This is a genomic window from Fulvivirga sedimenti (assembly GCF_020328055.1).
Genome location: NZ_JAIXNE010000001.1, coordinates 695,250 through 721,537, shown reverse-complemented (window position 1 = coordinate 721,537; position 26,288 = coordinate 695,250). Strand labels below are relative to the sequence as shown.

General features: G+C 45.4%; 22 protein-coding genes. 16 read left to right on the top strand and 6 right to left on the bottom strand.

What is annotated here, in order from left to right; genetic code table 11:
* Positions 1-21: 21 nt before the first annotated feature.
* Positions 22-1,251 (bottom strand): HD domain-containing protein, encoded by a 1,230-nt coding sequence (locus tag LDX50_RS03295; protein WP_225696983.1) that lies wholly within the window; start codon positions 1,249-1,251, stop codon positions 22-24.
* Between the two features lie 64 nt (positions 1,252-1,315).
* Here LDX50_RS03295 and porX point away from each other — a divergent pair, with 64 nt between their 5' ends.
* From porX to LDX50_RS03280, 3 genes are read left to right on the top strand one after another with little or no spacing between them, the layout of a single operon-like run.
* Positions 1,316-2,881, top strand: a complete 1,566-nt coding sequence (gene porX, locus LDX50_RS03290) for a T9SS response regulator signal transducer PorX (RefSeq protein ID WP_225696982.1) — start codon at positions 1,316-1,318, stop codon at positions 2,879-2,881.
* Positions 2,871-3,317 carry a tRNA (adenosine(37)-N6)-threonylcarbamoyltransferase complex ATPase subunit type 1 TsaE gene (gene tsaE, locus LDX50_RS03285; RefSeq protein WP_225696981.1) on the top strand — a complete coding sequence of 149 codons (447 nt, stop codon included), beginning with the start codon at positions 2,871-2,873 and terminating at the stop codon, positions 3,315-3,317. Before porX ends, tsaE begins: the two co-directional genes overlap by 11 nt.
* Positions 3,310-4,536 (top strand): alanine dehydrogenase, encoded by a 1,227-nt coding sequence (locus LDX50_RS03280; protein ID WP_225696980.1) that lies wholly within the window; start codon positions 3,310-3,312, stop codon positions 4,534-4,536. Before tsaE ends, LDX50_RS03280 begins: the two co-directional genes overlap by 8 nt.
* Here LDX50_RS03280 and LDX50_RS03275 read toward each other — a convergent pair whose 3' ends face one another.
* A complete protein-coding gene (locus LDX50_RS03275; RefSeq protein ID WP_225696979.1) occupies positions 4,537-7,173 on the bottom strand; it encodes a valine--tRNA ligase in 2,637 nt (878 codons plus the stop codon).
* 124 nt (positions 7,174-7,297) lie between these two features.
* On the opposite strand from LDX50_RS03275, the gene fahA reads away from it, so the two are divergent.
* The 8 genes from fahA to LDX50_RS03235 all read left to right on the top strand — a co-directional run bounded on the left by fahA (position 7,298) and on the right by LDX50_RS03235 (position 16,517).
* Entirely contained in the window at positions 7,298-8,581 is a 1,284-nt protein-coding gene (gene fahA, locus LDX50_RS03270) for a fumarylacetoacetase (protein WP_225696978.1), read from the top strand.
* A complete protein-coding gene (locus LDX50_RS03265; protein WP_225696977.1) occupies positions 8,578-9,462 on the top strand; it encodes a flavin reductase family protein in 885 nt (294 codons plus the stop codon). Before fahA ends, LDX50_RS03265 begins: the two co-directional genes overlap by 4 nt.
* A 98-nt stretch (positions 9,463-9,560) precedes the next feature.
* Positions 9,561-10,070, top strand: coding sequence for a DUF2911 domain-containing protein (locus tag LDX50_RS03260; protein WP_225696976.1), 510 nt, complete (start codon positions 9,561-9,563; stop codon positions 10,068-10,070).
* 92 nt (positions 10,071-10,162) lie between these two features.
* Complete coding sequence (locus LDX50_RS03255) at positions 10,163-10,609, top strand: ATP-dependent zinc protease family protein (RefSeq protein ID WP_225696975.1); 447 nt, start codon at positions 10,163-10,165, stop codon at positions 10,607-10,609.
* A 1-nt stretch (position 10,610) separates the two neighbouring features.
* The gene (rimK, locus tag LDX50_RS03250; protein WP_225696974.1) at positions 10,611-11,522 is read left to right on the top strand and encodes a 30S ribosomal protein S6--L-glutamate ligase; all 912 of its coding nucleotides are present in this window, start codon (positions 10,611-10,613) and stop codon (positions 11,520-11,522) included.
* Positions 11,522-12,463 (top strand): succinylglutamate desuccinylase/aspartoacylase family protein, encoded by a 942-nt coding sequence (locus tag LDX50_RS03245; RefSeq protein WP_225696973.1) that lies wholly within the window; start codon positions 11,522-11,524, stop codon positions 12,461-12,463. The genes rimK and LDX50_RS03245 overlap by 1 nt, the downstream gene beginning before the upstream one ends.
* Positions 12,464-12,499: 36 nt before the next feature.
* Positions 12,500-15,496, top strand: a complete 2,997-nt coding sequence (locus LDX50_RS03240) for an ATP-binding protein (RefSeq protein ID WP_225696972.1) — start codon at positions 12,500-12,502, stop codon at positions 15,494-15,496.
* Between the two features lies 1 nt (position 15,497).
* On the top strand, positions 15,498-16,517 hold the full coding sequence (locus LDX50_RS03235) for a mechanosensitive ion channel family protein (RefSeq protein WP_225696971.1): 1,020 nt from the start codon (positions 15,498-15,500) through the stop codon (positions 16,515-16,517).
* On the opposite strand, the gene corA is transcribed toward LDX50_RS03235, so the two are convergent.
* From corA to LDX50_RS03220, 3 genes are all read right to left on the bottom strand, one after another.
* A complete protein-coding gene (gene corA, locus LDX50_RS03230; protein ID WP_225696970.1) occupies positions 16,518-17,609 on the bottom strand; it encodes a magnesium/cobalt transporter CorA in 1,092 nt (363 codons plus the stop codon).
* Positions 17,581-18,465, bottom strand: a complete 885-nt coding sequence (locus LDX50_RS03225; protein WP_225696969.1) for a mechanosensitive ion channel family protein — start codon at positions 18,463-18,465, stop codon at positions 17,581-17,583. Before LDX50_RS03225 ends, corA begins: the two co-directional genes overlap by 29 nt.
* Positions 18,466-18,539: 74 nt before the next feature.
* Positions 18,540-19,403 carry an alpha/beta hydrolase family protein gene (locus LDX50_RS03220; protein WP_225696968.1) on the bottom strand — a complete coding sequence of 288 codons (864 nt, stop codon included), beginning with the start codon at positions 19,401-19,403 and terminating at the stop codon, positions 18,540-18,542.
* 64 nt (positions 19,404-19,467) lie between these two features.
* Between LDX50_RS03220 and LDX50_RS03215 the strand changes: the two genes are divergently transcribed.
* Positions 19,468-20,442 (top strand): polyprenyl synthetase family protein, encoded by a 975-nt coding sequence (locus tag LDX50_RS03215; RefSeq protein ID WP_225696967.1) that lies wholly within the window; start codon positions 19,468-19,470, stop codon positions 20,440-20,442.
* 9 nt (positions 20,443-20,451) lie between these two features.
* Here LDX50_RS03215 and LDX50_RS03210 read toward each other — a convergent pair whose 3' ends face one another.
* Positions 20,452-21,873, bottom strand: coding sequence for a thioredoxin-like domain-containing protein (locus LDX50_RS03210; RefSeq protein ID WP_225696966.1), 1,422 nt, complete (start codon positions 21,871-21,873; stop codon positions 20,452-20,454).
* Positions 21,874-21,976: 103 nt separating this feature from the next.
* Between LDX50_RS03210 and gldA the strand changes: the two genes are divergently transcribed.
* The 4 genes from gldA to LDX50_RS03190 are packed head-to-tail and all read left to right on the top strand — an operon-like array spanning position 21,977 to position 26,259.
* Positions 21,977-22,891: a gliding motility-associated ABC transporter ATP-binding subunit GldA gene (gene gldA, locus LDX50_RS03205; RefSeq protein ID WP_225696965.1), complete on the top strand. Its 915-nt coding sequence runs from the start codon at positions 21,977-21,979 to the stop codon at positions 22,889-22,891.
* Between the two features lie 2 nt (positions 22,892-22,893).
* Positions 22,894-23,622, top strand: a complete 729-nt coding sequence (gldF, locus tag LDX50_RS03200; protein ID WP_225696964.1) for a gliding motility-associated ABC transporter permease subunit GldF — start codon at positions 22,894-22,896, stop codon at positions 23,620-23,622.
* Entirely contained in the window at positions 23,616-25,322 is a 1,707-nt protein-coding gene (gene gldG / locus LDX50_RS03195; RefSeq protein ID WP_225696963.1) for a gliding motility-associated ABC transporter substrate-binding protein GldG, read from the top strand. Before gldF ends, gldG begins: the two co-directional genes overlap by 7 nt.
* Complete coding sequence (locus tag LDX50_RS03190; RefSeq protein WP_225696962.1) at positions 25,306-26,259, top strand: DUF4340 domain-containing protein; 954 nt, start codon at positions 25,306-25,308, stop codon at positions 26,257-26,259. Before gldG ends, LDX50_RS03190 begins: the two co-directional genes overlap by 17 nt.
* Positions 26,260-26,288 lie beyond the last annotated feature (29 nt).

Here is a 26,288-nt window from a genome sequence, read left to right as displayed (position 1 = left end):
AGTTTACGGTGAAGATAATAGTCACAAAGATACATTTTTAGGAGAGCATAGATAGTATTTCTTTACAATTTTGCTCATTGCTGTAATGTTAGGTAAATCAGCCGCTTCTGCGATATCCAGCACCTTGCCTTTCTTCGTGAGGATATTGATTTTTTGCCCTTCTGCGATATAGGCTTTATTGGTTACGTCGCCATGCGACATCAGGTAGCGGGATTCCGAACGATAGAGACCGTATTTTTCAGCGATTCGATGCCTGAGTTGCTTTAATTCTTCTTTTGAAATCGGGTCATTGGTCAACTGTATTCCGAACAGTCTTCGTTCCAGCAACATTCGGCTAAGCATCGACAGGATCTTGTCCGGATTGTCCTGCCAGTATTTTATAGCGCCCCAAATGTCTGAGTCGTCAAGTTTGCCATAGGTTTGGAGTAACTCCTGGTCCTGCTGAAAATCGGTAATCTGGTAGCGGTACTTCAGAAACCGGCCGAGTGCCGGGGAAGCAGGAAGGTCTGTGCCATTCTCTACCAGTTCCTTGGCTCGTGTGATCAGATTAATAAGCATCTTCTCTGCGCTTACCGAGGTTTTATGCAGATACACCTGCCAGTACATGAGTCGGCGCGCATTCAGAAAATTCTCAATACTGTATATACCTTTTTCTTCAACCACTACCTGGTCATCTACCACATGCAACATGCTGATAATTCGCTCCAGGCCGATCGCTCCTTCAGAAACACCCGTAAAAAAGCTGTCCCGCTTCAGATAGTCCAGCCTGTCCATGTCGAGCTGACTGGAGACTAGCTGGTGAAAGAACCGCCTTGAATATGTATTTTGAAAAATCCGCAAAGCCAGATCAAGACGATTATCAAATTCCCGATTAAGCATCTTCATGAACTGAAAAGAAATACTCTCATGGGATACCCCTTTAAGCAGGCTGAATTCCAGCGCATGGGAAAATGGGCCATGACCGATATCATGCAACAGTATGGCCACCTGGCATGCTTCAAATTCGTCGTCACTGATTTCTATGCCCTTGCTGCGCAGGGATTCCAGCGCCATCGACATCAGGTGCATTGCCCCAATAGCATGATGAAAGCGCGTATGCAGCGCACCCGGATACACCAGGTCTGTAAGCCCTAGCTGTTTGATCCTTCGTAACCGCTGAAACACGGGATGTTCGATGATATCAAAGATGAGATCGCTCTTAATTTGTACGAATCCATAAACCGGATCGTTAAATATTTTCTTTTTGTTCAATCTCTTGTACGATTATTGCGTTAGCTTTAACAGGTAAGTAAATTTAGAAAGGAATTATTACAGGATGCAAAGATATTCGATTTTATGGGCTGATGATGAAATAGATCTTTTAAAGCCGCACATACTTTTTCTTGAAAACAAGGGATATGATATCACGCCGGTAAACAGCGGCACAGATGCCATTGAAAAGTGTGAGGAGACCAATTATGATGTTGTTTTTCTGGATGAAAATATGCCGGGTATGTCGGGTCTTGAAGCACTTAATCAGATCAAATCCCTCCGTCCGAATCTGCCGGTGATCATGATCACCAAGAATGAGGAGGAACAGATCATGGAAGAAGCTATTGGTGCCAAGATCGCTGATTATCTTATCAAACCACTGAATCCCAGTCAGATCCTGTTATCGGTAAAGAAAATCCTCGATAACAAAAGACTTATCACGGAAAAAACAAACCTCAGCTATCAACAGGAATTCCGCAACATCAGCATGGCATTTCATGATGATCTCGACCACGAGGAATGGGCGGCTATTTACCGGAAACTGGTGTATTGGGAACTGGAAATCGACGAAACCGAGAATAAAAGTATGGCAGAGGTTTTTACCATGCAGAAAGAGGAGGCGAACGCAAGTTTTTCCAGATTCATCAATGATAACTACGAATCCTGGCTAAATGATCCCGATGTCGACCGGCCATTGCTGTCGCACCTTCTAATGAAAAAATGGGTGTTTCCCGAAGTTGGAAAAGGCGCGCCTGTATTCTTCCTGGTCATCGATAATCTTCGTTATGATCAGTGGCGTATGATCCAGCCATCGATTCAGGAGCATTTTAACATCGACGAGGAAGATTTGTATTATTCTATCCTGCCTACGACAACAGCATATTCGAGGAATGCAATTTTTTCAGGACTCCTGCCACTTGAAATGGCCGAGAAATACCCATACCTATGGGTTGGCGAGGACCAGGAAGATGGCAAGAATAATCATGAGGATGAGTTTCTTGAAAAGCAGATCCAGCGAAATAACCTTCAGATGAAATTCAGTTATCACAAGATAAAGAAGGCTTCTGAAGGTAAAACACTGGCTGATTCAATCAGAAACCTGATGAATAACGATCTAAATGTGATCGTATATAATTTTGTCGACATGCTTTCCCACGCCAGAACCGATATGGCTATGGTGCGCGAACTGGCGCCGGATGAATCTGCATACCGGTCAATTACCCGATCCTGGATTGAGCATTCACCCTTGTTGGATGCCATTCGTCAGATTGCAGAACTAGGAGGTCGCCTGATCATTACGACGGATCATGGCACCATCCGGGTTAAGCGTCCCTTCCGTATTGTCGGGGATAGAAATACGAATACTAACCTTCGGTATAAGCAGGGTAAAAATCTCGGATATGAAGGATCGGATAAGATCATGGTAGTGCCCAAACCGGAAAAACTGCACCTGCCAAGAACCAATGTATCCACTACATATGTGTTCGCAACCGAAGACCAGTTCTTCGCTTATCCGAATAATTATAACTACTATGCGAACTATTATCGTGACACTTTCCAGCATGGAGGCGTCTCGATGGAGGAAATGATTATTCCGATAATTTCACTAACTTCGAAATATGGTAAATAGCCGGAACCCCGTCCTGACCATAGATGATGTCGGACTTAAGGATCTGGAAAAAGCAGCCTCAAAAATGCTGAAAGCCGCTGGTAATCAGCGGGTCTGGCTGTTTTTAGGAGATATGGGCGCAGGTAAGACAACGTTTATAAAATCAATGGCTGCGGTCCTGGGAATTAAGGATACCGTTGCCAGCCCGACATACGGCATTGTGAATGAATACGTTGATGGGGATGGGGAAAGCTATTATCACTTTGATTTTTATCGCATAAACGATGAGAGTGAGGCGGAAGACATTGGTGCTGTTGAATATTTCGATTCGGGAAAATATTGTTTTATTGAATGGCCACAAAAGGTAGAGCGGTTATTGCCCGGTCAATATGTTACAGTAAACATACAGGCAGCATCACCGACCACCAGGCGTCTTGAAATGCGCATGTATGAGTAGTAAGGAATCCTCCGGTTTTGCCCAGTTAGCTAAGGAAACGTCTTTATATCCCCAGGAAAAGCTATATCCGCTGCAGAAGAAAAAGCATTCATTTTTCCTCGGACTTCCCAATGAGATCTCCCTGCAGGAGCGGCGGATCAGCCTGACTCCGGATGCCGTAAAATTACTGGCAGCCAATGGTCATGAAATTTGGGTCGAAACAAAAGCAGGCCTGGGTTCCAAATTCACCGATAAAGACTACAGCGAGGCTGGGGCGAAGATCGTTTATTCGGCCGAAGAGGTTTACAAAGCACAGGCAATTCTGAAAATTGAACCTCCAACACTCGAGGAAGTTGAATTGATGAAAAAGGGCCAAACGCTGATCTCTGCTGTTCAGATCGGCAATCAAAATCCTGACTATATTAATGCGCTGAATCGCAGGGGAATTACGGCACTTGGTTTTGAATTTATTGAAGATAAGGCAGGCGGTATGCCAATCATCCGTGCCATGAGCGAAATTGCCGGAAGCACTGTTATGAACATTGCCTCCGAGTATCTCAGCAGCAGCAATGGCGGAAAGGGTGTAATTCTGGGAGGAATAACCGGGGTTCCGCCCACAAAAGTGGTAATTATCGGAGCAGGTACCGTGGCTGAATATGCCGCGCGGGCGGCTCTTGGTGTTGGAGCTGATGTGCAGATTTTTGACAACCACCTCTATAAACTGCGCCGATTAAAACATGCGCTTGGCCACCCGATCTATACTAGCACGATAGATACGGTAACACTCGCCGAATCATTACGTCACGCAGATGTGGTAATTGGTGCCCTGCGTGCAGAGAAAGGTCGGATGCGGTTTGTCGTTACCGAGGAAATGGTCGCTGCCATGAAGGACAATTCAGTTATCATAGATCTGAGCATTGACCAGGGCGGGGTTGTGGAAACTTCTGAAATGACCACCCTGGACCAACCAATCTTCAGGAAATACAATGTGGTCCATTATTGTGTGCCCAATATTGCCTCACGTGTCGCCCATACAGCAACCACTGCACTGAGCAATATCTTCACACCCACCATTCTCCGCGCGGCTGAAGAGGGTGGAATTGAAGAAATGATCTTCTCCCATAAATGGTTTATGAAGGGCGTATATACCTACAAGGGCAGCCTGACAAATGAGACCATCGCCAGAAAATTCGGCATGAAACATAAAGATCTCGGACTGCTAATGGCTGCACGGTTTTGATTATCCTCTGCCTGAGAGGGCTTCAAGCCTTGCTTCAATCGCACTGATCTTGGCTTCGGCATCCGCTTTTTTCTGACGCTCCATTTCCACAACTTTTTCCGGGGCGTTGTTTACAAATCGTTCGTTTCGCAATTTGCCATCCACGCTTTTCAGGAAACCCCGCGTGTAATCCAGCTCCTTTTTCAGCTCGTCTATCTCCTTCTCAACATCCACAAGACCTCCCATCGGAATAAAGAAGGAATCCCCGTTTAGTACAAAACTGCTCGCCTCATCCATCGGCTCTTCTGTCGGTTGAAAGTCAGACAGATTAGCCAGTTTCATCACAACGGAGGAAAAGGGTATATACTGGTCAAAATGGTCGGTCTGAACATAGAGCTCGAAACTTTCCTTTGGTGAAATACCCTGGCTGTTTCGCAGATTTCGGATTTGTGTAATGAGCTCAAAAGTAATGTCGGCTGCATTTAACAAGGATGTGTCGTAATGTGCTGAACGCGGCCACTCCGCAACAATGATGCAATCATTCTTATCGGTGCGCTCACGCAGTTCATGGTATAATTCCTCGGTGATAAACGGCATAAAGGGGTGAAGAACCTTCAATAACTGCTCGAAAAAGCCCACAGTAGCCTCATACGTCTTTCGATCAACGGGTTCACCAAACGGTGGCTTCACCATTTCCAGGTACCAGGAGCAGAAATCGTTCCAGATGAGCTTGTAGACCGTCATTAATGCATCTGAAATACGGAATTTTGAAAAGTGATCTTCCATCTCTTCCAATGCCTGATGAAAGCGGGCTTCAAACCACGCGATGCTGGTGAGGTTAACATCATCATCATCGATGTTATCGTCCACCTGCCAGCCCTTTACAAGCCGGAATGCATTCCATATTTTATTAGCGAAATTTCTTCCCTGTTCACACAGTTTAACATCAAACAATAAATCGTTTCCTGCCGGAGATGAAAATAACATGCCTGTACGTACTCCATCCGCACCATATTCCCTGATCAGTTCCAGCGGATCGGGAGAGTTTCCAAGTGACTTGGACATCTTTCGTCCCTGCTTGTCACGTACAATACCTGTGAGGTACACATTGCGGAAAGGCTTATCTCCGCGGTATTCATAACCGGCTATAATCATCCTCGCCACCCAGAAAAACAAAATTTCCGGGGCAGTAACCAGGTCGTTTGTGGGATAATAATAGGAGATATCCTCATTATCCGGGTCCTCAAAGCCATCAAATACCGTGATGGGCCAGAGCCAGGATGAAAACCAGGTGTCCAGCACATCCTCGTCCTGACGCAGGTCATCCATCAACAGCCCGGGTGTGATTTCTCTTGCCAGTTCAAGCGCCTTTTCCGGAGTTTCTGCCACCACAAACTTTCCATTGGGAAGATAATATGCCGGAATCTGCTGACCCCACCAAAGCTGCCTTGATATACACCAATCCCGGACGTTTTCCATCCAGTGTCGGTAGGTATTTTTAAATTTAGGGGGGATCAGCTGGATGGTGTCGTCCATGACGTTCTTCAGCGCCGGCTTGGTGATCTCGTCCATTTTCAGGAACCACTGCATTGATAGCTTCGGCTCGATCACCGCATCCGTACGCTCTGAAAAGCCAACATTATTCACATAATCCTCCACCTTATCCAGGTGCCCGCTGGCCTCAAGTTCCTTTGCAATTTTTTTACGAACCACAAACCGGTCCTCGCCGATGTAGAGCTGTGCCTTTTCGTTGAGTGTGCCATCGTCGTTAAGAATATCGATGGATTCCAGGTTATGCTTGATGCCGAGTTCGTAATCATTGATATCATGTGCCGGTGTGATCTTAAGACAGCCAGTTCCAAATTCCATGGAAACATATTCGTCCTGAATTACCGGTACTGACCGGTTGATGAGGGGAACAACTACCCGCTTACCCTTCAGGTGATGATAACGCTTGTCTTCGGGATGAACACAAACCGCAGTATCACCAAGGATGGTCTCAGGCCGTGTGGTAGCAATGGTTACGTAGTCATCGGAACCTTCGATAAAATATTTGAGGTAGTACAATTTTGATTGTACCTCCCGATGAATTACTTCGTCGTCAGAAAGCGCGGTTTTACCTACCGGATCCCAGTTTACCATGCGTATGCCGCGGTAAATCAAACCTTTATTATATAAATCAGTAAAAACCCCGATTACCGCCTTTGAAAGCGTTTCCTCCATGGTGAAACGGGTTCTGGCCCAGTCACAGGAAGCGCCCAGCTTGCGAAGCTGTTGTAAAATAATGCCACCATATTTTTCCTTCCATTCCCATGCATGTTCAAGAAATTCTTCCCGCGAAATGGAATTCTTTTCAATTCCTTTTTCCTTCAGCATGGCAACAACCTTTGCCTCGGTGGCGATAGATGCATGGTCTGTGCCAGGCACCCAGCATGCTTCCTTTCCCTCCATTCTTGCCTTTCTGATAAGCACATCCTGAATGGTATTGTTGAGCATATGGCCCATATGAAGTACACCGGTTACGTTAGGCGGGGGAATCACAATGGTGTATGGCTCTTTTTCGGGATTTGGTTCGGAATGAAAGAAATCCTGGTCAAGCCAGTACTTATACCATTTATCTTCTACCTCAGAAGGATCATATTTTGTGGACAACGCCATAGGAAGATGAGTTAATCAGTTCAGGCGGCAAAATTAACCAAAATTTACGGAAGGGCTTCAGGTTCTTGCCAGTGAATTTTCTTTTGAAAACAGGAATACTAACTTTGTTCAAAACAGACCTGTCATGGCTAAAAATCCAAAAGATCCAACATTAAAATCATGGGTAGAAGTACCTGAACATTCTGATTTCCCCATCCAGAATCTGCCATTCGGCATATTTCAAACAGAATACCTGGAACCCGGTGCCGGTGTTGCGATCGGTGATTATGTCCTCGATCTCACCTATTTGCATGAAGGCGGGTTTCTGGATGGACTAAGACTACCGCAGGGAATTTTCAATCAATCATCATTGAATGATTTTATCGCACAGGGAAAGCGAATCACGAATGCCGTTCGTCTGAGGATCATGGATCTGTTACAGGCCGACAATCCTCTGCTGCGTGATAATAAGACTGCGGTTGAGATGGCACTCATCCATAGGGATGAAGTAGAGATGCTTATGCCGGTTAAGGTTGGAAATTATACCGATTTTTATTCAAGCAAGGAACATGCGACAAACGTCGGAACTATGTTTCGTGACCCTGAAAATGCATTGCTTCCTAACTGGAAACACTTGCCTGTAGGATATCACGGACGGGCTTCCTCCATTATTCCCTCAGGAATTCCCATCCATCGTCCGCATGGGCAAACGAAGCCTCCCGAGGCTGATAAGCCAGTATTCGGACCGTCGAAACGTCTTGATTTCGAGCTTGAGATGGCGTTTGTGACCGGTAGGGAAAATCCATTGGGTACGCCCGTTCCCACGACTGATGCCGAGGATTATATATTTGGATTTGTTCTTTTTAATGATTGGTCGGCACGTGATATACAGGTATGGGAATATGTTCCATTAGGACCATTTTTAGCAAAGAATTTTGCTTCATCAATCTCACCATGGATTGTGACACTCGAGGCACTGGATTCCTTTCGTACAGAAGGCCCGAAACAGGATTCTCCGGTTCTTCCCTACCTCTCCTTTGAAGGCATGCATAATTTTGATATTCAGCTTGAAGTATCCATAAAGCCTGAAAATTCGAGTGAGACAGTTGTTTGCCGAAGTAATTTCAGACATATGTACTGGAATGTTTGTCAGCAACTTGCACACCATACCATTAACGGTTGCAATATCCAGGTGGGGGATATGTATGCGTCAGGTACGATTAGCGGCCCCACAGAAGATTCCTATGGCAGTATGCTGGAACTTGCATGGAAGGGAACCCGTCCCGTAACAATGAACGATGGATCAAAGCGGGTTTTTATTGAAGATGGTGATGAGGTTATTATGCGGGGTTATGCAAAAAAGGATGGGCTGAGAATCGGTTTTGGAGAGGTTCGGACAAGAGTTTTACCTGCTGTATCACTGCCATGATCATAAATCCCAAAGAATTGTCAATTCCGGAGTTGCATTCCTACCTGCTGGGTGCTGTAGTGCCGCGTCCGATTGCCTTTGCCTCTACGATTGATAAGGAAGGTAATGTAAATCTGAGTCCGTTCAGTTTCTTTAACTGCTTTGGGTCGAACCCGCCCATACTTATATTCTCTCCGGCGCGGCGTGGTCGCGATAACACTACCAAGCATACGTATGAGAATGTATTGGATGTTGATGAGGTGGTAATCAATGTTGTTAACTATGCCATCGTAGAACAGATGTCCCTGGCAAGCACCGAATATGACAAAGGTGTGAATGAATTTGTGAAGGCGGGTTTAACCCCGGTACGCTCCGATTTGGTGAGGCCTCCACGGGTGGGGGAGTCGCCCGTTGCATTTGAATGTCGTGTCAACGAAGTTCGTCCGCTGGGTGAACAGGGAGGTGCAGGAAACCTGGTGATATGTGAAGTACTTTTAATGCATATCAGCGAGGATGTACTGGACGGAAACAAGCAGATTGATCCGCTAAAACTGGATGCGGTGGCGCGTATGGGGGGAAATTACTATTGCAGGGCATCCGGAGACTCGATCTTTGAGATTCCAAAACCGGTTCGCAACAAGGGTGTGGGTATCGACCAGCTGCCTGCTGATATCAGGGAAAGTACTATTCTTACGGGCAATGAGCTGGCCCGACTCGCAAATGTTGAAGAGATTCCGCTTAAGGATGCTGCGGTTCAGGCAGAGATTGGATCGCTTTTCCTGAATGTTGACGACAATGATATTCTTGAGCGGATGCATACACTTGCCTCCGGCTATCTGGCCAAAGGTGACCTGAACAGGGCGTGGCAATGTCTCCTTTATGACAATCGTCGCGCTATCTGAAAAAAAATTCGAGATTCTCGTAACAAAATGTTTTGTGTGTGGTTTAACCTTAAGTATGAGGTTTACGTTACCATTATACACACCAACCAATTAACATTATGAGAATTCTTTTATCAATCGTTTTAAGTGGTCTTTGCATCGTAGGCTTTTCTGATTTTGCCACTGCCCAGCAACAAATGAAAAGTCCGCCCGCAACGGTAAACGCCAAAGTTGGCGGTGCCAATGTGGAAATAAAATATAGTCAGCCTTCTGCCCGCGGCAGAAGTGTGATGGGAGGTCTGGTACCCTACGGTGAGGTATGGAGAACAGGTGCAAATGCAGCTACCATTATTTCTTTTGACAAGGATGTGACCATTGAAGGAAAGAAGTTAGCCAAGGGGTCATATAGTATGTATACCATACCCGGAGAAAAAAATTGGGTTATAATTTTTAATAGTGCGACCGGTCAGTGGGGTACACAGTATTCTGATGACAAGGACGCACTGAGAGTGGAGGTTCCTGCAGGTAAGACGGGGGACTTCGTAGAAACATTCACTATATCCGCAGAAGGGGATCACGTGTCGTTGGCCTGGGAAAACACGGAAGTGAAATTTAAGGTGAAAGGTTAGTAAATAGTTTATACAGAGAAAAAGCGGACCTGAAAAGGTTCGCTTTTTTTATGTCCGCAGTTTCAAGTATCTTTTGCCCACAATTTTATTGAATGACGGACAAATACATCATTGGCAGGAGTGATAAAATTGACTTGCCCGACCTGCATTTATTTAATCTGGATGCTAAAATCGACACAGGAGCCTTTACTTCTGCCATTCATTATCATCATGCAGAAGAGATTGTAAGGGATGGAAAGAAGGTATTGCATTTTACCCTGTTGGATCCTACACATCCGGATTACAATGATAAATCGTTTTATTTTGAGCATTATGACAGGAGGGAGATCAAGAACTCTTTTGGAGAAACAGAGGAACGTTATATCATTACCACGCATGTCACATTGTTTGGGCATCAGTTCGTAGCAGAACTCTCCCTTAGTGACAGGGGAAATTTAAAGTTTCCAATTCTGCTGGGAAGGAAGCTTCTGTCGAAGGGCTTTATTGTAGATGTTTCAAAGCGAAACTTGTCCTACAAACAAAAATCTAAAAAGAAATAACATGAAGATCGGAATCTTATCCCGAAACAGTCAGCTATATTCCACCCGACGCCTTGTTGAGGCCATTGAGCAACGTGGTCATGATGCGGAAGTGATTGATCACCTCAAGTGTAACCTTGTAATTGAAAAAAATCAGCCAACCGTTATTTACAAAGGGAGAAATCTTGATTATCTCGATGCTATTGTGCCGAGGATTGGTGCTTCGGTGACATTCTATGGCTCTGCAGTAGTTCGCCAATTCGAAATGATGAAAGTTTTTACGGCCGTTGAATCTCAGGCACTCATTCGTTCCAGGGACAAATTACGCAGTCTTCAAATTCTTTCCCGTGCCGGCATGGGTCTGCCAAAAACTGTTTTCACCAATTATTCGCAGGATACCGACGGAATCATTGATGCTGTGGGCGGTGCGCCGGTGATCATCAAGCTTCTGGAAGGTACCCAGGGTCTGGGTGTGGTCCTTGCCGAGAACAGGAAGGCGGCCGTTTCTGTGATCGAGGCATTCCATGGGCTAAAAGCGCGTGTGATTATTCAGGAATACATTAAAGAAGCGGGCGGGGCAGATATTCGCGCTTTCGTTGTTGACGGTGAAGTCGTTGGAGCGATGAAGCGCCAGGCAAAAGAAGGTGAATTCCGATCCAATTTGCATCGGGGAGGTTCGTCGTCAATTATCAGGTTAAAGCGTGCTGAAAAGAGTGCTGCGATAAAGGCGGCAGAGAAGATGGGATTAGGTGTCGCTGGGGTAGATATGCTGCAGTCATCGCGGGGTCCGCTGATCCTTGAAGTGAACAGTTCTCCCGGGCTGGAAGGGATCGAGAAGTCTACGGGTATCGACATTGCGGGCAAGATCGTAGACTATCTTGAAAGAAACGGGGGACCGCGCAGAAGAATACAAAAAGATAAGGTGAACGCCTGATGGATAAAATTGTAATTGACGGAACTACCATCCTGCCCGGAGAACAGGTCCAGATCAACGCCCTGATAGGAAGGCTTCCTACAAGAACCCCAATCACAATACCCATTTTTGTGAGCAGGTCGAAGAAAGACGGCCCTGTATTATTGCTCATGGCAGGAATGCACGGAGATGAAACCAACGGTATTGAAATTGTACGACGGGCGATCAAGAATGATATATACCATCCCGACAGGGGAACAGTGATCGCTATTCCTGTTTTCAATGTTTACGGGTTCATTAATCATTCCCGTGGTTTACCTGACGGGAAGGACCTTAACCGTTCATTTCCCGGAAGTGCAACAGGATCGCTTGCAAGCCGTGTGGCCCACTTCTTTACAACGCAGATCCTGCCACAGGTAGATTACGGGATCGATTTTCATACCGGAGGTGCAAGTCTGAATAATTTTCCACAAATCCGCGGAACATTTGAAGATGAACAGGAAATGGCATTGGCAAAGGCTTTCGCTGCTCCTTTTACGATATATGCACCATTTCGTGAGAAGTCATTGAGAAAAACAGCATCAAAGATGGGTAAGCCAATTCTTGTCTTTGAGGGCGGCCAGACGCTCAGGCTTCGAAAACAGGTTGTAGACATGGGTTCGGATGGAATTCGTCGTGTAATGAAGTTCCTCGATATGCGGGATGACGCTCCTGAAGTAGATATTGAAACCAGAATCCTCAGGCGGACTATGTGGATCCGGGCTCGTATGTCGGGCATGCATCACACCCGTGTGCGAAATGGGGATGCGGTGAAAAAAGGTGAGGTTCTCGGGTTTATTTCAGATCCTTACGGACAGTCGGAAAAAGCGGTAAAGTGCACAGAGAATGGATTTATCATTGCCATAAATAATTATCCTGTTGTAAATATGGGAGATGCTCTCCTGCATATAGGTGCTTTCTGATCAATTCAAATCCTAATTTTTTAATATCTTACCAACATGAATGCAGAGTTGCAGGAGTATTATGAACGCTTTCGGGAGATCATGATCCAGGAATACCTGCCGGTTCTATATGGAAAAATAGACAGGCAGGTGAAGTTTCTGAATGAAGTCGATGATCTTCAGCGACGGCTTAATACCTACGTACGTGATCAGACAGAGCTTGGCAAAAAGCTGAACTTTGTAGTTGCTTACAAGGAGAAGCTGAAGGAGGCCGTGGATCGCCGGTTCAATATTGGGGATCCTGCCGGATTTGATGAGGAATTTGAAGGGTTTGTGAAGGCGGCCGACAAGTATCTTGCCACGCTGCCTGTGGATCTCTCCCGCGAGCAGGAAACAGATCGTTTTAAATGGCGACCTGAGGATACTCTTTTTATCAAGTTTTTAAAGCCCTTCAAAAGAATATTTTACGGTATATCCACCTTTCCCAAGCGGGTGGTGAATCTTTTCCGTCGCCTGGCAGGCAAAGAACCGTTGCTTATCCGACGGTGGAATCACAAAGTACTGTTACGCAATCTCACCGAGTTTTACCTGAAAGAAGAACTGATTTCCCGATTGATCGATCAGAAGGACCAGGTATATGAGAAAATGTCATCCACATCGCTGGTAATGTGGGAGCATGATGTGGAAATAGATAAAATGATGGGCGATGTGGTCAATGGCGGTGAATTTTCCGTGGATGAGGCTATTTTCGACTCTACCAGTAAAGCCATCGAGGAAATAGAGTCAATTCGTCCCCTTCTTGAGGAAGGTGCACTGAATGTGCTTGATGAAATTTACGAAGAGTACAGTGATGATTATGTGCGGTGCGGAACGATTGAACTTTCCAACCGAAAATTCAATTCTGCGCATCTGATCCGCGAGCATGAGCGTAATGACCAGATTTACCTGAAACATCACGGGCGCTGGCAAAATACATTTTTGCTCATGTCTGACGACTGGGGAATAGATATTGACCTGTACCAGGTCATATTCAACACCATGCTGGAGTATCGCTTGTCAACCAAGAGGTTTGACACGCGAATCGATCAGACAATTCTTAAAACCTTCGGGCCTTGGAAAGATAACCTCACGAAGGCGCTCGAAACCATAAAATCAGCAACTCCTGAAACACTTCGCGCTGAAATAGAACGCCAGCGGGCTATTCTGCGGCGCGAAATGAGCGATGAGCATTTAGGTGTGCTTAATGATGCGATCTTAAGTCAGGATCTGCCTTCTCTTGTAAATAACATTGAATCGAAGATTGATCGTCTGATAGCCGAAATAGAAACCGCACGACATATTAAGAGTGATGTGGATTTCTGCAAGCCAACGAGCAGTTCCGGTATTAATAATTTTTCTCCCGGGGAACTGATCAACTTTGAATCGTATCCCCAATTGCTAAAGCAAACGAGACAAATAAAGATTCAAATCACCGATAAGCTGAGCACCATTCAGAATAATGTTTCTTTCCTTGGCCAGATCGCTGAATTTAACCTGGAATCTGCAATTTCACTCTTTGAAGAGGAAAATCCCGATAGTGAACCAGGGGATATCGCAAGGGAGGGCTTGGAGCGAACCATTAAGCAGATAACCGAGATTGAGACTGCCTTTGCCGAGATGAAAAGTCTCGTTGACAAGGAGCTGAATACGGCCCTGACGGTTTTCTTTGAGGAGCTTAAGAAATTTACTGATAATGACAACATCACTGCCATCCGTGTACGGATGATGAAAGGTGCGGCCATTGAAAAAAGCAAATTTCTCCATCAGCGGGTTCTGGAAAGAGGGCGTCAGCTTATTCCTTTCTGGATTCAGGAAGGTAAGAAATATTATCAGGAGGGACGTAGCTGGATTGATGTCCAGTACAAGCGTTTTGGCATCAGCCAGGCAGATGTCCCTTTGTCAGCAGAGCTGGCAGATTTTCTTGCCGAAACCCGGCAGTCGGTGCAGCGCCTGCCCTTTGTTTACCAACGGTTGTTCAAAGCCGACGCGCTTACCGACGAGAATTTCTTCGCGGGCAGGAATGCGGAGCTGCAGCAATTACATAATGCCTATAACAACTGGATGAAAGGCAGGTTTGCCAGTACCGCCATTGTTGGGGAGAAGGGCAGTGGGATGACTACGCTTTTAAATTTTTACCTGGAACAGCTGGCGACAGGAAGCAAAGTACACCGTCTTACGGCGACGGGGACGATTTTCAGCCGGGATCATCTTCTGGAATTTCTAAATGAAGGCCTGGACACGGACGCTAAAACCTTTGATGAGCTTCTGATGGTTTTATCAAATGATCCCAAACGTGTGATCATCATTGAAGGGGCTCAAAACTGTTTTATGAAACAGATCGGCGGTTTTGAAGCCATGCGGGCCATTTCAGAACTTATCGCACATACCAGCCGTCAAATTTTCTGGATCCTCGGGTATACAGAATATGCATGGAATTTTCTGGATAAGACCATACAGCTTTCCGATCATTTCGGTTATATCATTCGTTTACAGAATTTCGATGCCAAGAGCATAGTGAATATCATCAGGAAACGTCATAAGGTTAGCGGTTATAACCTTCAATTCAGACCTTCGGCCTCAGACCTTCTGCGCAAAAAATATAAGAAAATGACCGAACCGGAACGGCAGGCCTTCCTCGAGGAAAGTTATTTTGCCGACCTGAACCGCATTGCTCAGAACAATGTTAGTCTTGCGTTAATTTACTGGTTGAGGTCCACCAAGGAAATTACTGACGATGCCATCGTTATTGGCTCACTAAAGGATTTTGATTTTAGTTTTCTGGAAAATATATCCGGAGACAAGCTTTTTGGCCTTGCAACGCTTATCCTTCATGAGGGTATGAGTGAAGCGAATTTCATGCAGGCCATGAGTATGTCGCTTCCTCGCGCGCGCGCTATTCTGCATCCCATGTACGAAGACGGAATTCTGATCATGGATGAGGATCAATATGTTGTTAACCCATTGCTCTATCGTCAGACAATCAATTTACTGAAAGCCAAAAACATAATTCATTAGCATGAACCGGATACTTATCATACTCTTTTCAGGGCTGCTTTTCTTTGGTTGTAAGAAGGAGAATGCTGGTGAACCCGTTGCCCAACCTGATATTGAAACGTATGACTCGCTTATCGACGAACAGTTGGACGCGCGCTATGATTCTCTCGAAAAAGCTGTAAAAGCGAAACAGACTCAAACGGAAGAGCCGGAAGTTAAAGAGGACGCCAAAACTCCGGAAGAAGGGGAAATTGACCCTAAGGAGATCTTCCGGTTGATCTCCTTCAGTAAGATCCTGTATTCGGTCGTTGTTGTTCTCATCGGATTTCTTATCATCCGGTTCCTGTCGAACCTGATTGCACGATTTGCTGAACGGAGTGCCCATCACAGGATCACGATCAAGGGTCTAATTCCTATCGTACGCATTTTTGGTTGGATCATCATCATCGTTTTTATCGTCGGTGCGATCATTCAACCACCTGCAACCACCATTTATGCGATTGCAGCGTCTGTTGCAATCGCTGTAGGCTTCGCCGCACAGGATATATTGAAAAACATGTTCGGTGGGATCATGATCCTTTTCGACAGGCCGTTTCAGTTGGGTGACAAGATTCAGATCGGCGATCATTATGGCGAAGTGGTGGAAATCGGACTGCGCAGTACCAGGGTTGTAACTCCCGGTGATTCACTCGTGTCGATTCCGAATGGAGAATTAATGAATAATTCGGTAAGCAATGCCAATAATGGAGAAGCAAACTGTCAGGTACAGGCAGACATTTATCTTCCGCTCACCGCAGATACGCAACGGATCAGGCAGGTGGCCATTGAAGCGGCCCAGGTATCAAGATTTATATATTTAAATAAACCTATTGCCGTCCTGTTCTCCAACGAACTTAAGGATCGGCGCTCTGTGATGAAAATGGCAGTAAAAGCCTATGTTTCCGATATTCGCAATGAAATGGCCTTTAAGAGTGACATGACGGAGATTATCATGCGGGAACTGCTAAAGCAGCACCTGATTGATCCAAAGGAGATGTTCTGATCAAAGCCACTTTTTCCTACGAAAATAAAACAGCATTCCACCCAGAATAGTGAGCATCAATCCGAGAATTGCGAAATAGCCATAACGCCAGTTGAGTTCCGGCATATGCTGAAAATTCATACCGTAGACTCCGGCAATAAAACTAAGTGGGATGAAGATGGTTGAAATAATCGTCAGGACTTTCATAATCTCATTCATCTTGTTGCTGATGGTTGACATGTACATGTCCATCAGGTTTGAAATGAGGTCCCTGTAGGTTTCAAACATGTCGATCAGCTGAATAATATGATCGTAAACATCGTTGTAGAAAGTGCGATTTTCGGGCAGAATTACCTTGTAATCATTTCGAAGCAGGCTTGAGATAGCTTCACGAATTGGATAGAGGGATTTTCGAAGGATAATCAGTTCCTTTTTCACATCCTGAATTCGCTGCATCGTGCGACTCGTTGGATTTAGATAAACTTCTTCTTCTATATCCTCAATTTGTTCACCGATGTGCTCCATAACGATATAATAATTGTCCACAACGGTATCGATCAGCCGGTAGAACAGGTAGTCTACATTTTTACTCCGAACCCGGTTTGCCGGATCTGAAATTCTGTTTCTTAGCTGGTCGAAAAGGTCGCCCTCTTTTTCCTGAAAAGAGAGAATATAGTTTGAGCCCAGCACAAAACTTATTTGTTCGTACTCAATTTGATTACCACTGAGCGTATTCAATGCCTTCATCGGCAGGAAAAGCACGCCATCATATTCCTCCAGCTTTGGCCGCTGCTCCGTATTCAGGATATCCTCCAGCATGAGCGGACTTAAGTGAAAATGGTTTCCTAATTGCTGGATAAGATCAATATTGTGCAATCCGTCAATGTTTATCCAGTTTACTTTCTCCGGGTTTACCTTTTCCAGGATTTCCGTGGCGTTATTACTATCGGTCTCAATAAGTTCATTTTGATCGAACTGTATGAGTTCCACCAGCTGCTTTTCCGTTTTCTTCGGACCGATGTGAACCAGTGTGCCAGGTGGGAGACCGGCTTTGGAAACAGTTTTCGACTTCTTGCGAAAGGTCTTAGGTATTTTCGGTAAATGCACTTGCATCGTTAGGGGGGTTGTTTTTGAAGACCAGTGTCCTGTATGGGAAAGGTATTTCAATTCCCTCCTGGTCGAAACGTTTTTTTACAGATCTGTTCAGGTCGCATTTTAACATAAAGGCTTCGGTGGGCGAATTACTCCATATCCATGCGCGGAGGTTTACACTGCTGTCACCAAAACCGATTATTCTGACGGCGACGATCGGTTCATTTTTTTGAATTTCTTCTTCCTTGCGGTTATCGATGCAGTTCGGGTGACTCTCCGCCTCTTCCCGAATGATTTCCATGGCCCGTTCGGCATTTGCATCATAAGAAACACCAATTTCATAAAACTGGCAGATCTTTTCCTCAACAATGGTTGAATTCACAATAGTCTCATTACTGATGATGGCATTGGGAATTACAATTCGGCGGTTTTCGAAATTACGGATTACGGTATGACGCAGGGTTATGTCTTCCACGCGGCCTGTATTTGTCCCCACAGAAATGAGGTCATCAACCCGGAAGGGTTTGAATATAACCAGGAATATGCCCCCGATTATGTTCGAAAAGGCAGACTGGGATGCAAATCCGACAATGGCCGCGAGCACGCCGGCACCGGCAAATAAGGTTACGCCATAATCCCGTAAACCCGGCACCAGATAGAAAATCACAATAAATGCGCCCAGGAATACGATGAAACTGACTGCATTTTTAATGAAATTGTACTTGGTATGATCTACTTTGATGAGCGCTGATGCTGTTTTCAGGAACCGGGTAAGAAAAACCCGAAGGATTCTTGTTATCAGGAATGCGATAAACAGAATGAGGGCACTGATCAGGAAATAGTGCAGAAATGAGTTGTCGGGAATAGTTATTTCCATATATGTGAAACCATCAAAAGATGCATGATAAATGTGAACGATACGCAGGGATATTCCAAATGTTTTTAAATGATTTATTTACCGGTACGGAAAAAACGATTGGTCATGTGAATCATCGTTTCAGTGTGTTCGGGTAATTCAGGTTGGGAGTAGGGGTGGCTCGCTCCAAATACATGATTCGCATCATCGATTATTGAGAATTGAATATGTTCACTGTTTTTGAGTTTTTTAAGAACGGCTGATGTTTCCCCGAACGGCACAGTTTCGTCCGCAGTTCCATGGATCAGTAAAACCGGTGCTTTGATCCGTTCCAGTGCCGAAGGAATGTGATAACTTTTTCGGTTTTCAAAATAATCCTCGACAATGTCGTATTTCATCGGCATGTCCTGTCCGGTTCTGGAATTTGGAATATACATTACGCCCTGTTGTTTCCAAATCTTCAGCAAATGCTCCGGCCAGCGGCTTTCCAGGTCGACCACTGCCCCCCATCCGCATACCCGGCGAATGCGGTCGTCCATTGATGAATGCAGCAATGCCACCGCGGCTCCCCGGCTGTGGCCCAGCATGAATATCTGGTTTGTATCAGCTTCGTCGGATGGCACAGGCAGATTTTGAGACTGGATAAAATCTACGACTTGCCGGATGTCCTGTAATTCCTTGGTGAAGGTGTTCTCTGAGAACGCATTAAGATCATCATAATCGATCGGACTTTCAGGTGAAACCCCATTATGGGACAGGTTCATTTTCACAAAGACATAGTCATTATCTGCGAAATAGTCGGCAACTTTCGGGAATGTACCCCAATCCTTAAATCCCTTAAAGCCGTGAACAAAGACAATGACGGGTTTCCTGGATTTCGTCGTTTTCCAACTGATGTCCACAGTGAAAAGTCTGCCGTGTTCACTGCCTTTCAAAATAACTTCTTTGAACAATTTCATAGGGTAAATGATTATATTTTGATTAGGGAGTATTCATAACTATAATTGTAGCCAAGTTGTCAGAATGGCAGTAAGTTTAAACGATATAAAGGCACCGATTGCGGTCCAAATGGAGGAATTCGAGTCCAAATTCAGGGCATCGATGAAAACCAAAGTCCTGTTGCTGGACAAAATTATGAGTTATATCGTAAAGCGCAAAGGCAAGCAGATGAGGCCGATGTTTGTCTTTTTAAGCGCCGGAACCTGTGGTGCGATCAATGAATCAACCTATCGTGGTGCATCACTCATTGAATTACTTCATACCGCGACGCTGGTTCATGATGACGTGGTGGACGACGCGAATTACCGGCGGGGATTTTTTTCGATCAATGCTCTATGGAAAAATAAGGTCGCTGTACTGGTTGGAGATTACCTGTTGTCGCGCGGTCTGCTGCTGTCGGTAGATAACGGTGACTTTGATCTCCTGAAGATTGTAAGCAGTGCTGTGAAAATGATGAGTGAGGGGGAGTTGCTGCAGATGGAAAAGGCCCGCAACCTGGATATCACCGAAGAAATTTACTACGACATTATCCGTCAGAAAACCGCATCATTAATCGCATCCTGCTGCGCGGTTGGGGCGTCTTCGGCAGGTAAGGGTCCGGAAGAAATTGAGACTATGCGCGTATTCGGCGAAAAAGTGGGGATGGCCTTCCAGATCAAGGATGATCTTTTTGACTACGGTGAAACGGAAATAGGCAAACCTCTTGGAATTGATATTCGCGAGAAGAAGATGACACTGCCGCTGATCTATACCCTTCAGCATGCGTCCTGGTCTGATAAACGCCGACTCATCAACATCGTTCGCCGACATAATGAGAACCGGAAAAAGGTGAATGAAGTGATTGCATATGTGAAGGACCACGGCGGTATAGAATATGCCACTGATGTGATGAATCGTTATTACGGTGAAGCCATGGATATTCTTGCACAATTTCCGGAATCGGAATACCGTCAGTCATTGATGGACCTCGTTCAATTCACCATTGAGCGGAAAAAATAACCTGTCGGTTTATTCTTCTTTTCTGCGGCCCTCGTAGTTGCTGATGAACTGTTCTATCTGTTCAACAGGTAATTTCTTGGCAATGATCGTTTTATTCCTGTCCAGGATGTAAAAGGTTGGCGTAGTCATGGCATCATACAGTTTATAGTATGGCTCAGTAAAAGTCCTTGGGCCGTTAACCGTAATCCAGCTCAAATCCATAGTCTTGATATAGTCCTTCATTTTAACCATTGACGTATCTGTACTTACAGCAAATACCTCCATGTCGAATTTACGGGAATCATATAATTCGTCAAGAACAGGCGTGGCTATTTTGCAGTGCTGACAATCGGGATCAAAAAAGTATACAACCGTATATGTATTGGTGATATCATACAAGCTCCGTTTTTCCAGATTGGCATCCTGCATGACCAGATTCGGGGCCTTTTTGCCAATGAGGGTATTCCGGAGCTGATCAGCGTATTCCTGGACATTTTTACGAAGCTGGGCATTGGCCCAGTAGTTCATTTCACCCGAGGCGAAATACGTGTCGTTCATGTGGACGAATACTTCATCAAGTCCCATAATTCTGGGGTTCTGATATTTCAGGGTGAGCGCCCACACGAAATATTTGTACGTTTCGGGATTCTGTTTGGCTACCTGGGCAAGCCGGTCTATCTCCCCGATGATGCTGTCAGGAGTTTGAATCACAAGCCTGTCGAAATACGTATCCAGCTTATCCCGGTACAGGGGCTGGTTAAGCCGCAGGAAAGTTGGATCGGAAAGATCGAAATGATCCCAGTAATGCATCTTGTAGTAGTTAAATGCCGCATCCGGGTCATCGGAATTTTCTGTTTCAGGAAGTCTTTCGCGCATTTGTGCCCTGAACAACTTGGCCATGAAGCTTTCAGGGTGGGCTTCAATGATCGCTTGCTGATGTTCCAAAACACTGTCATTGATTGCTGAGAGGCTTAGCTGCGCTGCGGTGCGGTCTGCTGCGGTAGCTGAAGAATCCTCGAGAACCGTGAGGTAGGGTGCAGCCTCTCCATTGCGGGCAGCATTGAATTTCATATCATCAAAAAAGAGCTGATTATCCGTATCACCGGCTACAGACAGGTTCATCACCATGTCCGGGCCTTCGGTTTTTAATTTGAAATGCTGATCCTTGTATACGATGAAATCAAAAAGCCTGGATTTACTGCGGGCCATAAAATACATTCCTTCCGGAAGAGATTCATTTCCGGAAAACACATGTACACCGTTTTCAAAAATTGAGGTATCTACCACATAGGTCCCTTCACCAAAGAAATTACCCATGATCAGTGGATTTGAATCGGCTCCGCCGATCTCTACTTCAATGCGATATCCTTCCTGTGCGTAAATTGTGCCCGTTCCAAGAATAAAAGCCAGTAAAATTCCGCAGCCTTTAAGAAATAATTTTATATCTTTCATTTTTGTTTTCGGATTCCGGTCCAATGATACTTTCAATTTATGTTTCTGCCAAAAAAATTGAAGTATACAGACCGTGTTAATATTTTTACCGTATTTATTGAATATGTCAATATCTGTCAAAAATCTCACCAAAATTTTCGGCGAGCAGCGTGCTATTGATGATATATCGTTTGATGTAAAGGAAGGTGAGATTCTGGGCTTTCTCGGACCAAATGGTGCCGGCAAGTCCACGACCATGAAAATAGCAACGTGTTTTCTTCCACCAACATCCGGTGACGTAACCGTATGCGGCCACCATGTGATGGAACAACCCCTGGAAGTGAAACGTTCCATTGGATATCTTCCGGAACACAACCCGTTATACCTGGAAATGTATGTGCGCGAGTACCTAGCATTTGTGGGTAGTCTGTACAATCTGAGGGGGAAGAAATTATCGGACCGGGTAAGTGAAATGATTGAACTTTGCGGCTTGACGCGGGAACAGAATAAAAAGATTGAAGCACTTTCGAAAGGGTATCGCCAACGCGTAGGTCTTGCACAGGCCCTCATACACGATCCGAGAGTGTTGATACTCGATGAGCCCACCACGGGCCTGGATCCTAACCAGATTGTTGAGATCAGGAAAGTTATCAAACAGGTTAGTGCGCAGAAAACGGTTCTCTTCAGTACGCACATCATGCAGGAGGTTCAGGCATTATGTGACCGTGTGATCGTAATCAATAAAGGCAAAATTGTTGCGAATGACCGCATCGATCAGTTAAAAGCGGTACCGGCCGAGACAATCGTCATAACCGTTGAGTTTTCGAACGAGATTGACGTTACCGCAATGGAGCAGCTTGAGGGGATATTAACTGTTTCACATGCCGGAAAAGGCATTTATGTGGTTGAGTCATCTGCAACGAGTGATGTCCGTCCGCAGATTTTCAAACTGGCAACTGAGCAGGGCCTTACACTGATTGGCATGCGTCAGGAAGAAGAAAGTATAGAAAAGATTTTTCAGCGATTGACCAGGTCATAGATATGTTTCAGGTTTTTCAAAAAGAAGTAAATACATTCCTTAATTCACTCATCGCGTATATCGTGATCAGTGTTTTTTTAACGGGGATCGGGTTGCTGATGTGGGTTTTCCCCGAGACATCGGTGCTTGACTACGGATATGCCGATATGCAGACATTGTTTTCACTGGGCCCGTTTGTACTCATGTTTCTGATCCCGGCCATCACAATGAGGATGTTCGCCGAGGAGAAGAAAACCGGAACGATCGAACTGCTGCTGACAAAGCCGCTCACCGACTGGGATATTATTATCGGTAAGTTCCTTTCCGGTTGGCTGTTGGTGCTTCTGGCCGTTGCGCCTACACTCATCTACTATTTTTCTGTATATCAACTGGGAAACCCTCCGGGTAATGTCGATTCAGCCGGGGTTATGGGCAGTTACGTAGGCCTGGTATTGCTGGGTGCTGTTTTTACCTCAGTAGGTATATTCTCGTCGGCCATCAGTACCAATCAGATCGTTTCTTTCATCATTGCTGTGTTCCTGTGTTTCATTCTTTACAGCGGATTTGATTCCCTGGCATCGGTGAATGTATGGGGTGCCTGGTCGGGCTGGCTTGAACAGCTGGGTATTCTGTATCATTATAATGCCATGAGCCGGGGTCTTCTGGACACACGAGATTTAGTTTATTTTTTAAGTGTGATTGTAGTAATGCTTCTACTCACACGGGTCATTTTAGGTAGCAGAAGATGGTAAGTCTGGAAAGCAGAAAACTGGAGAGTATTTTAAAGCTGGCAGTAGGCATTGCCGCTCTTGTGGTGCTCAACCTGCTGGCATCCCGGTATTTTCATCGTTTCGATCTTACCTCGGAAGGACGATATACCATCAAACCCGCAACACGGCAGATGCTTGAAAATCTTGATGATGTCGTGTACGTGGAGGTATTCCTGGATGGTGAATTGAATGCCGGGTTTAAGCGCCTGCAGCGCTCGGTTCGGGAGACACTGGAGGAGTTCCGCATCTATTCGGGGAATAATGTTCAGTATACATTTAAAGATCCGAGTGCCGCCCTGGGTGAAAGCGCGCGGAATCAATTCATGCAATCCCTTTCCCAGCTTGGTATTCAGCCTACCAATATCATTGAAGAAAAGGATGGACAGCGAAATGAACGCCTGATCTTCCCCGGAGCGATCATATCCTATGGCGGTGCCGAACGGGGCGTCATGCTGCTCAGGGGAAACCAGGCCAGCTCTCCTGAAGAAAAGCTGAATGAAAGTATCGAGTCGATCGAATATTCCCTGGCTTCGGCGATTTTTGAGCTCACCAACATAGAGCAAAAGCAGGTTGGTATCGTGAAGGGACATGGTGAATTGGATTCACTGGAATCGGCCGGACTTGAGCTGGCGGTTCAAAAGCATTACACACTTCGTGACATCCGGCTGGGTTCAGACGATTTAGGCGCCCTGTCGGCCATGATCATTGCCAAACCGGAACAGCCTTTCAATGAACGTGAAAAGTACGCCCTCGACCAGTATCTCATGTCTGGCGGCAAGGTTCTGATGCTCATCGATAAGCTTCAGGCCAATATGGACAGTGCGAGCAACGAGTTCAATTATGCATTTCCGTTTGATCTGAATATTGATGACCAGCTTTTCAGGTATGGAATTCGGGTGAATAATACACTCATTCAGGATATCTCGAGTGCAAAATATCCTATCGTAATAGGTTCCATGGGAGACCAGCCCCAGATACAGCTGATTCAATGGCCCTTCTATCCATTGATTAACCGGTTTGCAGATCATCCCGTCACTAACAATTTGAATGCCGTAAAGGGGCGTTTCATGAGCACCATCGACACTGTGAAAGCTGAAGGTCTGCGAAAGACCCCGCTGATGTTTACATCCGATTATTCAAGATCACTTTCTGCACCTGTCAAGGTTTCGATTCAGGATCTTCGGGAAAACCTTTCACCTGATAAGCTCACCCAGAAAAATCTTCCGGTGGCTTACCTGATCGAGGGTGAATTCAGATCGTTGTATGAAAACCGGTATAAGCCCGAAGGGACAGATGAATCCTCTTTCATTGCCCGGTCTTCGGATGATGCAAAACTGCTGGTGATCGGAGATGGAGATATTGCACGGAATGACATTAACACGAGAAACGGAATGCCGCAGGTGCTGGGTTATGATCCATTTGAGCAAACCACTTTTGGTAATGAGGATCTCCTTATGAATGCACTTCATTTCATGATTGATGAGAAAGGTCTGATCACCGCAAGAAATAAGGAAATTGAAATACGTCCGCTCGATAAGGTGAAAATTGCGAATGAGCGGACATACTGGCAAATCATTAACCTGATTGTGCCGGTACTTATCCTCATAATTTTCGGAATTGTGAGAAGCTATTGGAGAAAGAGAAAATTCACAGGTTTTAAAACGAATGATGATGCAGCGTAAGAAAAACCTTCGTCTGTTAGGCCTGTTATTGATCCTCGTGATCGCAGCGGTCGTACTGGGACTCACAGGTGAGTCCGGAAGCAAGCTGGATGTCGACAGGGATATTTTTACCTATGATGACCCGTCAAGGATTGATGCAGTTGTGCTGGAGCGCAGGAATGCTTCAGATACATTGGCGTTTGTCAACGGGCAATGGATGCTTAATGGAAAGTACAAGGCGGATCCCCAGCGGATCAGTGTGCTGTTTGCAATATTGAAGCAGGCGATGGTTCGCCGCAAGGCGGCTCGTACCCAGCTGGATTCTCTTCAGAGTTGGATGGATGAAAACAGTGTACGAGCTAATTTTTATGAAGGTAATGAGTTGGTTAAGCAATTTGAGGTAGGCGGCCATGAAGACCGCGGGATCACGTATTACCGTTCAGCTCCCGGGGAACCTGTTTTTCTTATGGAGATTCCAGGCTACCGTAGTTATCTGGCAGGCATCTATGAGCTCGATGAAAATGGATGGCGGTATCCCCGGGTGTATGACTTCAACTGGCGTAACCTCAAGGATGTTCATGTAGAATATCCGGCCAATTCAGGAAATGGTTTTGATATATCCTCAAAGGATGGATTTTACAGTATTGAACAGCTGGCAAAAACCGATACCACGAAGCTTACGAATTTTCTGGATGATCTTTCCCTGCTGTATGTCAATGATTTCCTTTTTCCATCGGAAGCCGCGCAATATGACACCCTGCAATATAAGCTTGAGGCTCAGATTACAGTACGGGATGTGGGTGATAATCGCTATCTGATGGAAGTTCTGGGCACGCTTCCGGGTAAGTCGGAAATACTGATCCGTATCGACTCGTCACAGTATGCGCTGGCACAATTTGATGCCCTCAGGAAGATTCTGAGACCACGTAAATTTTTCGTGGAAAAAGAGACGCCCTAATAATCATGGCGCGCGTTTCCAATAAATGA

Excerpts from the sequence above, each read along its gene's own strand:
- porX (WP_225696982.1), top strand. The coding sequence starts at position 1,316 with ATGCAAAGATATTCGATTTTATGGGCTGATGATGAAATAGATCTTTTA.
- tsaE (WP_225696981.1), top strand. The coding sequence starts at position 2,871 with ATGGTAAATAGCCGGAACCCCGTCCTGACCATAGATGATGTCGGACTT.
- LDX50_RS03280 (WP_225696980.1), top strand. The coding sequence starts at position 3,310 with ATGAGTAGTAAGGAATCCTCCGGTTTTGCCCAGTTAGCTAAGGAAACG.
- LDX50_RS03275 (WP_225696979.1), bottom strand. The coding sequence starts at position 7,173 with ATGGCGTTGTCCACAAAATATGATCCTTCTGAGGTAGAAGATAAATGG.
- fahA (WP_225696978.1), top strand. The coding sequence starts at position 7,298 with ATGGCTAAAAATCCAAAAGATCCAACATTAAAATCATGGGTAGAAGTA.
- LDX50_RS03265 (WP_225696977.1), top strand. The coding sequence starts at position 8,578 with ATGATCATAAATCCCAAAGAATTGTCAATTCCGGAGTTGCATTCCTAC.
- LDX50_RS03260 (WP_225696976.1), top strand. The coding sequence starts at position 9,561 with ATGAGAATTCTTTTATCAATCGTTTTAAGTGGTCTTTGCATCGTAGGC.
- LDX50_RS03255 (WP_225696975.1), top strand. The coding sequence starts at position 10,163 with ATGACGGACAAATACATCATTGGCAGGAGTGATAAAATTGACTTGCCC.
- rimK (WP_225696974.1), top strand. The coding sequence starts at position 10,611 with ATGAAGATCGGAATCTTATCCCGAAACAGTCAGCTATATTCCACCCGA.
- LDX50_RS03245 (WP_225696973.1), top strand. The coding sequence starts at position 11,522 with ATGGATAAAATTGTAATTGACGGAACTACCATCCTGCCCGGAGAACAG.
- LDX50_RS03240 (WP_225696972.1), top strand. The coding sequence starts at position 12,500 with ATGAATGCAGAGTTGCAGGAGTATTATGAACGCTTTCGGGAGATCATG.
- LDX50_RS03235 (WP_225696971.1), top strand. The coding sequence starts at position 15,498 with ATGAACCGGATACTTATCATACTCTTTTCAGGGCTGCTTTTCTTTGGT.
- corA (WP_225696970.1), bottom strand. The coding sequence starts at position 17,609 with ATGCAAGTGCATTTACCGAAAATACCTAAGACCTTTCGCAAGAAGTCG.
- LDX50_RS03225 (WP_225696969.1), bottom strand. The coding sequence starts at position 18,465 with ATGGAAATAACTATTCCCGACAACTCATTTCTGCACTATTTCCTGATC.
- LDX50_RS03220 (WP_225696968.1), bottom strand. The coding sequence starts at position 19,403 with ATGAAATTGTTCAAAGAAGTTATTTTGAAAGGCAGTGAACACGGCAGA.
- LDX50_RS03215 (WP_225696967.1), top strand. The coding sequence starts at position 19,468 with ATGGCAGTAAGTTTAAACGATATAAAGGCACCGATTGCGGTCCAAATG.
- LDX50_RS03210 (WP_225696966.1), bottom strand. The coding sequence starts at position 21,873 with ATGAAAGATATAAAATTATTTCTTAAAGGCTGCGGAATTTTACTGGCT.
- gldA (WP_225696965.1), top strand. The coding sequence starts at position 21,977 with ATGTCAATATCTGTCAAAAATCTCACCAAAATTTTCGGCGAGCAGCGT.
- gldF (WP_225696964.1), top strand. The coding sequence starts at position 22,894 with ATGTTTCAGGTTTTTCAAAAAGAAGTAAATACATTCCTTAATTCACTC.
- gldG (WP_225696963.1), top strand. The coding sequence starts at position 23,616 with ATGGTAAGTCTGGAAAGCAGAAAACTGGAGAGTATTTTAAAGCTGGCA.
- LDX50_RS03190 (WP_225696962.1), top strand. The coding sequence starts at position 25,306 with ATGATGATGCAGCGTAAGAAAAACCTTCGTCTGTTAGGCCTGTTATTG.